The organism is Acidobacteriota bacterium, from assembly GCA_030949985.1.
Taxonomy (GTDB): domain Bacteria; phylum Acidobacteriota; class Polarisedimenticolia; order J045; family J045; genus JALTMS01.
In genome coordinates, this window is record JAUZRX010000048.1 from 1 (window position 1) to 1,868 (window position 1,868).

A 1,868-nucleotide genomic window follows, 5' to 3' on the forward strand; every position below is an offset into this window, starting at 1 on the left:
AACGAGAGCAGTGCGAGCCCACCGACAGGATGAGGCCAGTTGGCCGCCCTCCAAATGAACCGCCGACACGATGTCCATGTCTTTCCGCTTCCAGGAGATGCTCGCAGGAGAAACTCCAACTCCTCAGCGAAGATGGCGTCCTTCTGCTGGTCTGTTGGGTCTTGCGCGAGGATCGCATCGCGGAGTTGATCAGTCGAGACCATCGTCTGCCTCCTCACTGAGGACTCCCAGATGCGTGAGGGCATCGCGGATGTATTCGGGCACGGCGTCTGCCTCAAGCTCGTATTCTTCCAAGATCCTTGCGAGCTCCTGCGCGAATTGTTCCTTTGATACCTTCGTCTTCACGAACATCTTCCAGAACTCATCTGCTGACTGAAGTGCATCAAGAGCGGTCTCCAGTTGTGCTCCATTTGTGGAATGGAGCGTCTTGAACGCCGTGATCATGTGTGGGAGCAAGGCATCGGACCGTGCGAGCATCTCGACCCTCAGGTCAGGTGCGCCGACTTCCTGCGCTTTGAGCCCAACGGCAGTTGTAGATATTTCCCAGGCAACTTCCAAGATCCCTGCGAGCTCCTGCGCAAACCGTCCCTTTGAGACCGACTTCTCAATGAACACTTCCAAGAACCTCTTGGCTTTCTCCTCCACAGTCGCAAGAGCCGCAAGTTCTGTTTCGAGCGATGCTCCAATAGTGGGATGTAGCTCTTTGAATGCCGCAATCATGTGCGGCAGCATGGCGGCGGAGCGAGCGAGTTCGTGCTCGAAGGTTATCGTTGACAACTCCACACGCAGGTTGGACACAGTCGCTTCCAGTGCTTTCAAGCCCTCAGCTGTGCTCGAAGGCTGCTCGCCGATGTCGCTCGCATCCCCATCGCTGAGAATGACGACAGGCATACCGAGCCGGTCTTTGCCAAACAGTGGAATGAACGCGTTGAAGTTGATCCCATCCGCGTTCAGAACAGTCACTGCCGCCTCTTTCAGGTTGCCACCTGCAATCTTGGCCAGCACAGGGAGCAGGAGCGCCTCCGCGATCCCCTCCACCATCAAGATGCGTCTGGCGAAGAACAATTCGCCGCGTGTCGCATCAAGGAACCGCTGGAGCTTCTTCTTGATCTTGTCCTCGATCTCGACATTGCAGACCGAGACAGCGCTGATCTTACCGCCCACTTCATGCACGGATACGATCGAATCGATCGGGGCTTGGCTGGCAAGAATCGGGGAGTGGGTGCTGGCGATGACTTGGACCTCGTTGCCCTCTTGAGTGCTGGCGACCTTGGCGAGATGCCTAAGCAGGAGCATCTGCAACTGAGGGTGTAGGTGTGCTTCGGGCTCCTCAACAAGGATGGAACGGAATGAGAACTGTGCACTCCGTCGGAGCGTGCCCAATGTTGCAGAGGTGAAGATCAGGTTGTTGTAGCCGAGTCCATTGAGGGCGAACGGGAGGCCTTCGATCTCCGGCTGCAATCCCGCAATGATCCGCCGGAAGGTCGGGTCGGTGAATATCAGCTCGGTCTTCTGGGTCAGTTCACGACCTGCGATAGCTGCCATCTGTGCATTGATGTCACCCCTGGCATCTTCGACTGGCGTCAGAACTCGGATCTTCTCATTTGCATCCTTAGCGATTGTTTCAAAGCCAGCACGCTGATCTTCCGTAGTCAGGCAATCGACAAGACGGGACACCTGAGAGTGCTGGCCGGGCCGCAGGCCCCGCTCTGGGTCACGAAGGGGTTGAAGGTAGATCGTCGCGAGTCGGTCGTAATGATTCGACGGCAGAGAGCCGCCTTCAGTCTCGCCACCCCACATTTTCACGTTGCAGCGGTTCGTCGTCTCGTTGAACTCGACGCGAGCACTGACTTGCATCTCGAACTTGC

General features: G+C 56.9%; 2 protein-coding genes. Both read right to left on the reverse strand.

Features of this window, described 5'->3' with window-relative positions; genetic code table 11:
• On the reverse strand, nt 1-203 hold a 203-nt coding region (locus Q9Q40_10715; protein MDQ7007696.1), incomplete at its 3' end, for a hypothetical protein.
• Nucleotides 190-1,868 (reverse strand): AAA family ATPase (locus Q9Q40_10720; GenBank protein MDQ7007697.1); only part of this gene is annotated, 1,679 nt, incomplete at its 5' end. The genes Q9Q40_10720 and Q9Q40_10715, both read right to left, overlap by 14 nt.